Below are 8,409 nucleotides of genomic sequence, written 5' to 3'. Positions count from 1 at the left end.
AAATGAGCCTTATCGAGCGTATGCACATCCCGATTTCTGTACTCCGTTTTCCACTTGTTCCAAACCACATCCAGGTTATATTCCTTCAAGGCCTGAAACAAAGCATAATCATCGAGCCACCACGAATGCTCACCCAAAAAATTATAATAAGCGTCCTTAAAATCATCAAAATTGGTATTAAAACGCCCAAAAGCTTTCTTCAACAGATTACTTTTCAAAAATCCAATCTTCTCGTATTCAACTTTGCGCTCCGAGAAATGCATTAAATCAGTTAACTCTTCAGTCTTCAACAAGCGGTCCTCAACCAGTTTATCCAAGCTGATCAACAAATCGCTTCCGGCAAAAGCCGAATAACTTTGGTAGGGCGAGTTGCCGTAACCCGTTGGCCCAAGCGGCAAAATCTGCCAATATTTCTGTCCGGTTTCCTTCAGGAAATCCACGAAAGCAAAAGCATCATCCCCCATGCTTCCAATCCCGTATTTTCCGGGCAGTGAACTGATATGTACTAAGATCCCACTACTTCTCACCATACTTTGCCAGTTGTTTTCGGTAGAAATCCAGATGGGTAGCTGTTTCGCGAACCAGACGCTGAACTTCCAGTCCATGTTTCAAATCGGGCACAAAAGCTTTTTCATCCTGACCACCCAAAAACAGGTAATGACCATGGATCATGGAGCGCAACCAGCCCGGCGGCACATGTCCCGAAGGAAAACTGCTGATGGGCTGATAGTGACTTCCAACAGGTTGAGTTACCCATTGCCGCGTATCTTCCAAAAAGTATTCGAACGACTCGGCCCGGTGTGAAGAATAACGTAAAGTTCCTTTTTCAGCATAAATTTCAAGCTGAACCAAATCACCGGTTCCTGAACTGATGCGACTGGCCGACAGGTTACCAACCGCCCGGGTCTTTCGGTCAACAAGCGAAATCAGTGAAAACAAGTCCGAATCGTCAGGAACATCCGCAAAATGTCCGCCCTGCAAAGCGCTTGTAATTTCGAGCTTTTCGCCCAAAAAAGCCAACAGCAAACTGATACCATGCGAACCCAAATCGGCCATAGCGCCTCCATCGGGTGCAGGTGTTAAACGTGTCTGCCGTTTGTCGCGATAACTTTTCTGTAAATAATCGCCGTGGTAGTATTTTAAATCGAAATGAATGGGTTTTCCCAGTTTGCCCGACTTCCAAAAGTCAATGGCTTCGCGCACCGAAGCGGTTTGTAAATACTGAAATCCAACCTGAACTTTCCGGCCATCGAGGGCCAATTCAGCCAAATCCTTTTCTTCCTGCAAGCTCGAACAAACGGGCTTTTCAAGGTAAATTCGTTTCACATTCGGCATGTTCGCCACCGCTTTCAAATGATCGGCGTGCACCTTGTTCGGTCCCAAAATCAGCACCGTATCAATTGCTTCATTCTGCACAAAATCATCAAACGACTGAGCTTGCCGAAACCCATAGCTTTCAGCAAACTGTTGACGACTCTCCGGCTGCTGCGAGCATACCGACTCAAAAACCACCTGCGGCGTGTTCGAATAAAAATACCGCAGCGAATTCAATGCAAAAGCATGTGCCTTGGCAATTCCGCCAGCGCCTAAAAATCCAATTTTAACTGTTGACATAAGCATTTCCAGTTTGAGCGTCAAAAATAAGCCTTTTCTCCCGAACCGTTTTCCTTTTCCTATTAAATCGGTGGCTTGTTATCAATATTTCCTCCGAAAACGTACCTTTGCCCGATAACAAAATAGTCAGAAATTTTGGAGATCGTTTGTCCCTGTTTTAAAATCCGAAGAAAGAAGACGATCTCAGAACAGCAAAAGCACACGACTAAAAAACTGAAAAACAATGGCAGCAATTGGCTTAATCAACGAACTGGAGGTTGTAAAAGAAGTAGATTTTGGTATTTATCTTGATGGCGGCCCGCATGGCGAAATCCTGATGCCCAAACGCTACGTGCCTGAAGGATGCAAACCGGGAGATACGCTGGAGGTGTTTATTTACCTCGATTCGGAAGACCGGCTGTTGGCAACCAACGAAAAACCCAAAGCAATGGTGGGCGATTTTGCACTGCTAACCGTCGTTTCGGTCACCCCTGTAGGCGCCTTTCTGGATTGGGGATTGCCCAAGGATTTGCTGGTCCCATTTCGCGAGCAGCAGCAACGTATGGAGGCTGGAAAGTCCTATCTGGTGTATGTTTACCTGGACGATGAAAGCCAGCGTATTGTCGCCACTTCGAAACTGGATAAGTGCGTGGACAACATTCCGGTTGATTATGAAGTGGGCGAAGAAGTGGACCTGATTATTGCCGGACAAACCGACTTGGGATTCAAAGCGATCATCGACAACAGTCACTGGGGAATGATCTATAAAAATGAAGTTTTTCAACCACTTGCAACCGGGCAAAGGCTGAAAGGCTTCATCAAAAACATTCGCGAAGATGAAAAGATTGACTTGTCACTCGAAAAAGAAGGCTACGAAAAAATTGACGACATCTCACAGTCCATCCTCAACAAGCTGGCTGCCAACAGCGGATTTCTTTCGTTAACCGACAAAAGTTCGCCCGAGCTAATTAAAAGCAACTTACACATCAGCAAAAAGAATTTTAAAAAAGCTATCGGCTCATTGTATAAACAACGGTTAATCAGCATCGAAGAAAACGGAATCCGAATGCTTTAACCGACAACTGAAAACCGACAACCGATCACTTTCCATGAAAGTTTGCATTGCAGAAAAACCAAGTGTAGCAAAAGAAATTGCACAAATTATTGGAGCAAAATCCCGCCATGATGGCTATTTTGAAGGAAATGGTTACCAGGTGAGCTGGACATTTGGACATTTGTGTACACTGAAGGAACCGCACGACTACACCACCCGCTGGAAATACTGGAACATCCACGAGCTGCCCATGATCCCCAAACGTTTTGGAATAAAGGTTATGGACGATTCGGGTGTGAAAAAGCAGTTTTCAATTCTGGAACGACTGATCTCTAAAGCCGACGAAATCATTAACTGTGGGGATGCCGGACAGGAGGGAGAACTGATTCAGCGCTGGGTACTAACCAAAGCCGGCAACAAGGCACCAATCAAGCGGCTATGGATTTCTTCGCTCACCGAAGAAGCCATCCGCGAGGGATTTGAAAAGCTGCTGCCTGGCAACGAATTTGACAAACTGTACGAAGCCGGAAGCGCCCGTGCCATTGGCGACTGGCTTTTGGGAATGAACGCCACCCGATTATACACGCTCAAGTACGGACAAAACAAGCAGGTGCTTTCCATTGGCCGGGTGCAAACCCCCACCCTCGCCCTGATTGTGAACCGCCAGCAGGAAATTGACAATTTCAAACCCGAACCTTTTTGGGAAATCAAAACCCTTTATCGCGAAGCCACTTTTTCCTACACCTCCGGACGCTTTCAGAAAAAAGAAAAAGCCGAAATCGTGTTGCAGGAAATTTCGGACAAGGATCTTTTTATCGGGAAAATTGAAAAGAAGAACAGCAAGGAACACCCGCCGCGTTTGTTCGACCTCACCTCGCTGCAGGTGGAATGCAACCGCAAGCTAAACCTAAGTGCTGACGAAACCTTGCGCACGATTCAGGCACTTTACGAAAAGAAAGTCACCACCTACCCGCGCGTTGACACCACGTTTTTGTCCGATGATATTTACAAAAAAGTGCCTGGTACACTGAAAGCATTGAAAGGCTATGAAAACCTGACCCAGCCGGTGCTGAGCGGAGGGAAAATTCGCAAATCGAAAAAAGTATTCGACAACAAGAAAATCACCGATCACCATGCCATTATTCCAACCGGTGTTTACCGGATTGATCTGACCGAATCGGAACGTAAAGTGTACGATATGGTTACCAAACGCTTTATTGCCGTTTTTTACCCCGATTGCGAAATTGCCAACACCACCATTGAAGCCAACATTGAACAGCACCAGTTTAAGGCCAACGGCAAGCAAATTCTAAAGCCAGGCTGGCGTGCGGTCTTTCAAAACGACAAAAAAGCGGGCCAATCCGACGATAATATTCTGCCGGTATTTACCACCGGTGAGCACGGCCCACACCAACCCGAATTGCAGGAAAAGCAAACCCAGCCGCCCAACTATTACACCGAGGCGACTTTGCTGCGTGCCATGGAAACCGCCGGAAAAAACATGGATGACGATGAACTCCGCGAGCTGATGAAAGAAAACGGCATCGGACGGCCATCAACCCGCGCCAACATCATCGAAACGCTGTTCCGAAGGCGCTACATTCAAAAGGAACGCAAGCGACTGGTAGCAACGCCAACTGGAGTGGATTTGATCAACACCATCGAAAATGACTTGCTCAAATCGGCTGAGCTCACGGGCATGTGGGAACGGAAGCTCCGTCAAATCGAATCTGGAGAGCTGGACATCGCCCAGTTTATGGCCGAACTAAAAAACATGGTCACCGAAGTCATCTGGCAGGTAAAAAATTCGAAGAAAAAAGAAATCACCATCCTGGAAGATCCGGAGGCAAAGGCAAAGGAACAGGCGAAGGCGAAGGGAAAAGGGGCAAAGAAGAAAATGGACAAACCGGCCAACGAATCGATTTGTCCGAAATGTAAAAAAGGAAAACTGCTGAAAGGGAAAGCTGCATGGGGATGCTCTGAATGGAACAATGGCTGCCACTTCAAAGTGCCGTTTAAATGGTTTGGGAAGAAACTAACCGACAAACAAATCGAGGCGCTCATCAGTAAAGGTAAATCTCCGTTAATCAAAGGATTCAACTACGAAAAGCTGAAACTTGACGGGCGTTTGGTATTGCATGAAGATCAGGCCATCCAGCTTCAACCTGAAATAAAAGACGAACCCACTTGTCCCAAATGCGACACTGGCAGAATACTGAAAGGCAAAACTGCCTGGGGCTGTTCCAACTATAAAGCTTGTGCTTTCCGTGTGCCCTTCGAAATTGAAGCAAAAGCCAAATGAGTTTACTGCAGAACAGGCTTGATCGGCAATCGAACATGGCTTCCGGTTGGTTCCGAACCAACTTCATCCAGTAAGAAATTCGGACTCAAAGAAAAAATGAAGTAATACTTAATAATTTTATAACTTTGCCTCGAACAAAACCAACAACATGAATCGCATTGGAGAACGAATTAGAAAGAAAAGGGAACTTTTGAATCTTCATTTGAACGAACTCGCTGGAAAAGTAGGAGTTAGCTCTAGTGCCCTTTCCCAAATCGAAAAATCCAAATCGTTTCCTTCCATTTTAACCCTCAAATCGATTGCTGAAAACCTGCACACAACGGTTGGAGAACTTATCGGCGAAAACGAATCGCTTGTTAACAATCCGGTAGTCAGCCGCAAAGACATCAAATACATCGACCAAAACCAATCCGGCACCATGATCTACCTGTTGTCGCATCACGATGCCAATAAACAAATGGATACCTACTTGGTGCGCTTTGCCCGAACATCGGGCATTGAAGGCTTTTTCACCAACTCTTATGGCCAGGTTTTTTGCCATTTACTCTCAGGCGAAGTCCGATTCGACCTGGACGGAAAAAGCTATGTGCTAAAACCCGGCGACAACATCTACTTCAATGCCAAAACCCCGCACGACGCCATTAACAGCCACAGCGGCATTAGCGAACTGCTGTGGATCCAATCCCCGCCCAACTTCTAAGTCTATTTCTGGAAATTAAGTACCACTTTATTTTTTAAGTAGTTTTTATATCTTTGCCGTCGAAATAATGAGATGGGGAAAGATAAACCGACACACCCGAAACAGAAATCAAGTTGCAAAAACAAATCGGTGGGAAAACATCGTTTTTTTTTGCCTCACAGTCGCCCAACAATAAAGAAATCGCTTTCGCCGAATCATTAGCTTGGAGAGTTCGCAATCTATTTTGCAAGTAAATACCAGAGCAAAGGCTCCATGTTTTCGAAAATATACATGGAATGATGCTGTGCTAGGTTCTGGCCTCCGCGTTCAGGAGTAATTGGATAAAGAAAAACCAAAATTCATTGACAATTCATTTAAAAGTGAAATTTATGTGCGATTTATTAAACATCCTTGACAACAAAAAAATCACCCTTCCATCGGATGTACAGATGATTCTAAAAAACTGTAAGTCCTATAACACCTTCGACACAGTTAAACAGTTGGCAACAGCAGCAGTTGATGGCGACCAGAAAAGTTTTGAGGTTAAATACAATATTCCCGGCAAAGGTGAAGTTTCCGAAGCAGTCGTTCACAAAGTGAGCAACGGAATTTCAGCAAATTACACCGAAGCCTACATGCGACGAAGAGATCCCGACACCATGGCCATTGCCGATGATCTGCCAAGCGACAAAGAGCGTTTTTCTGATAAGTTTGGTTACGATTTCGACTCGCTAAGACAAGAAACTATCAACTGGCTTCAGGAGCAGGATTTAGCGGTGTTTTTCTACTTCGCAGGCCGCGACCAGATTGGTTCGGGAGGTATTGCCGTAGCTCCTGCCAATGCCGGTTTTTTTGCCATGGGGCTGGCCATGCTCCAGCAAATTATTCCGGTCAACGAATTGCCCGAAGGATTTTCCATTGACTCTGCGATCTACGTAGCGCCAACCTTCCGACACACCCATTTCAATGGAAAGCAAGTGGTTGTGCACAAGCGCTCAGACGATTTGCACGAGATTTTTTCCTACAACCTTTACCCGGGTCCAAGCGCAAAAAAGGGACTTTATGGAGCCTTGTTGACCAAAGGAGAAAAAGAAGGCTGGATCACGGCTCACTGCTCAACCGTTCAAGTGGTTAGCCCCTACGACAATGTCACCACATTCATGCACGAAGGCGCCAGTGGTGGTGGCAAAAGTGAGATGCTCCAAAACATTGTGCGTGAACCCAACGGACAAGTTCAAATTGGCGAAAACATTAAAACGGGTGAAAAACGACTGATCAACTTTCCGATTTTCTGTTCGTTCAACCCGGTAACTGATGACATGGCTCTGTGTCCGCCGTCCATTCAAAAAAACAATGGCAAGTTAACGGTTCTCGATGCTGAAAATGCGTGGTTTATCCGGGTCGACAGCATTAACGATTACGGAGATGATCCATTTCTTGAGAAACTGACAATCAAGCCAAAAGATCCGCTTTTATTCCTGAATATAAAATCGAAACCCGATTGCACCGCTTTGGTCTGGGACCATACCGAAGACGCACCCGGCAAGAAATGCCCAAACCCTCGGGTGGTTGTGCCAAGAGCCATTGTGCCCAATGTGGTGAATAAGCCGGTTACAGTTGATATCCGGAGTTTTGGGGTTCGGACTCCTCCTTGCACAAAAGAAGACCCGACCTACGGAATCATCGGACTATTTCACATTTTGCCACCGGCTTTGGCATGGCTGTGGCGACTCGTTTCGCCGCGCGGACACGCCAATCCCAGCATTGTTGACGGCGGAGGAATGGGAAGCGAAGGCGTTGGTTCTTATTGGCCTTTTGCCACCGGAAAAATGGTGACACACGCCAATCTTTTGCTGGAGCAGATTCTTCAGACTCCCCGCATGCGTTATACGCTGGTGCCCAACCAACATATCGGTGCCTGGAAGGTGGGCTTCAAGCCACAGTTACTGATGCGCGAATACTTGACCCGCAGAGGAAATGCCAAACTCCGCAGCGACCAATACCAAAATGCACGCTGCCCGCTCCTCGGTTTTGAGCTGAATTACCTGACCATTGAAGGCGCCAAAATACCGGCTCGCTTTCTTCAGGTGCATCAGCAAGCCGAAGTAGAAACGAAAGGCTACGATGCAGGAGCTGAGATGCTGTATGATTTTTTCAGAACAGAGTTGAAAAAATACCAGACACCCGAGCTGTCTGAAACCGGAAAACAAATCATTGATGCCTGTTTGTCCGGAGCGGGTGTTGACGAATACCTGTCCATTATTCCTATGGATTACCAATATTCATTCTTAATAACGAACGACAATGAGTAAAGTAGTAATTATTATGGGCTCAAAAGCCGACCTCGATTGGGCCAACCAAATCAGCAAAGTGCTTGATGGTTTTGAAATCAGCAACGTTTCCAGAATTGCATCAGCACACAAAGTGCCGTTGAAATGCTACGAGTTAATCAAAGCATACGAAAAGGAAAATGTGGTGTTCATCACCATTGCAGGAATGAGCAATGCACTTAGCGGATTTACCGATGCGCAAACGCACTGCCCGGTCATTGCCTGTCCGCCTTACAGCGACAAATTTGGAGGAGGCGACTTGTATTCAAGCGTGCGCATGCCGTCGGGAGTGGCCCCCTTAACCGTGCTAAGCCCCGAAAATGCAGCGCTGGCCGCAGCAAAAATCTTGGGCCTATCCAACCCTGAGATTCAGTCAAAAATTTCTGAATATCAAAACAAAAAACGGGTTGCACTCGAAGAAGCAGATCAGGCTCTGCAAGGGTAAAAGGCC

Annotated in this window: 7 protein-coding genes; 5 read left to right on the top strand and 2 right to left on the bottom strand. The window is 46.3% G+C overall.

Features of this window, described 5'->3' with window-relative positions; all coding sequences use genetic code 11:
* Together NC99_RS15085 and NC99_RS15080 are read right to left on the bottom strand one after the other, a co-directional pair.
* A partial coding sequence (locus NC99_RS15085) for a 4-alpha-glucanotransferase (protein ID WP_193392004.1) occupies window positions 1-530 on the bottom strand: 530 nt, incomplete at its 3' end.
* A complete protein-coding gene (locus tag NC99_RS15080; protein ID WP_053185378.1) occupies window positions 517-1,614 on the bottom strand; it encodes a Gfo/Idh/MocA family protein in 1,098 nt (365 codons plus the stop codon). The genes NC99_RS15085 and NC99_RS15080, both read right to left, overlap by 14 nt.
* A 223-nt stretch (window positions 1,615-1,837) precedes the next feature.
* On the opposite strand from NC99_RS15080, the gene NC99_RS15075 reads away from it, so the two are divergent.
* From NC99_RS15075 to NC99_RS15055, 5 genes are all read left to right on the top strand, one after another.
* The gene (locus NC99_RS15075) at window positions 1,838-2,668 is read left to right on the top strand and encodes a CvfB family protein (protein ID WP_053185374.1); all 831 of its coding nucleotides are present in this window, start codon (window positions 1,838-1,840) and stop codon (window positions 2,666-2,668) included.
* Between the two features lie 34 nt (window positions 2,669-2,702).
* Window positions 2,703-4,949, top strand: coding sequence for a type IA DNA topoisomerase (locus NC99_RS15070; RefSeq protein WP_053185371.1), 2,247 nt, complete (start codon window positions 2,703-2,705; stop codon window positions 4,947-4,949).
* 148 nt (window positions 4,950-5,097) lie between these two features.
* Window positions 5,098-5,649, top strand: coding sequence for a helix-turn-helix domain-containing protein (locus NC99_RS15065; RefSeq protein WP_053185368.1), 552 nt, complete (start codon window positions 5,098-5,100; stop codon window positions 5,647-5,649).
* A 368-nt stretch (window positions 5,650-6,017) separates the two neighbouring features.
* Window positions 6,018-7,940, top strand: a complete 1,923-nt coding sequence (locus tag NC99_RS15060; protein WP_053185363.1) for a DUF4914 family protein — start codon at window positions 6,018-6,020, stop codon at window positions 7,938-7,940.
* Window positions 7,933-8,403, top strand: coding sequence for an AIR carboxylase family protein (locus NC99_RS15055; RefSeq protein WP_053185361.1), 471 nt, complete (start codon window positions 7,933-7,935; stop codon window positions 8,401-8,403). Before NC99_RS15060 ends, NC99_RS15055 begins: the two co-directional genes overlap by 8 nt.
* Window positions 8,404-8,409 lie beyond the last annotated feature (6 nt).

It is taken from the genome of Sunxiuqinia dokdonensis (assembly GCF_001270965.1).
In the GTDB taxonomy this organism is placed as follows: Bacteria; Bacteroidota; Bacteroidia; order Bacteroidales; family Prolixibacteraceae; genus Sunxiuqinia; species Sunxiuqinia dokdonensis.
This window is presented reverse-complemented; position numbering and strand designations above follow the sequence as displayed.

What these genes read in the sequence shown, in the direction of transcription:
- NC99_RS15080 (WP_053185378.1), bottom strand. Translation starts at nt 1,614, where the DNA reads ATGTCAACAGTTAAAATTGGATTTTTAGGCGCTGGCGGAATTGCCAAG.
- NC99_RS15075 (WP_053185374.1), top strand. Translation starts at nt 1,838, where the DNA reads ATGGCAGCAATTGGCTTAATCAACGAACTGGAGGTTGTAAAAGAAGTA.
- NC99_RS15070 (WP_053185371.1), top strand. Translation starts at nt 2,703, where the DNA reads ATGAAAGTTTGCATTGCAGAAAAACCAAGTGTAGCAAAAGAAATTGCA.
- NC99_RS15065 (WP_053185368.1), top strand. Translation starts at nt 5,098, where the DNA reads ATGAATCGCATTGGAGAACGAATTAGAAAGAAAAGGGAACTTTTGAAT.
- NC99_RS15060 (WP_053185363.1), top strand. Translation starts at nt 6,018, where the DNA reads ATGTGCGATTTATTAAACATCCTTGACAACAAAAAAATCACCCTTCCA.
- NC99_RS15055 (WP_053185361.1), top strand. Translation starts at nt 7,933, where the DNA reads ATGAGTAAAGTAGTAATTATTATGGGCTCAAAAGCCGACCTCGATTGG.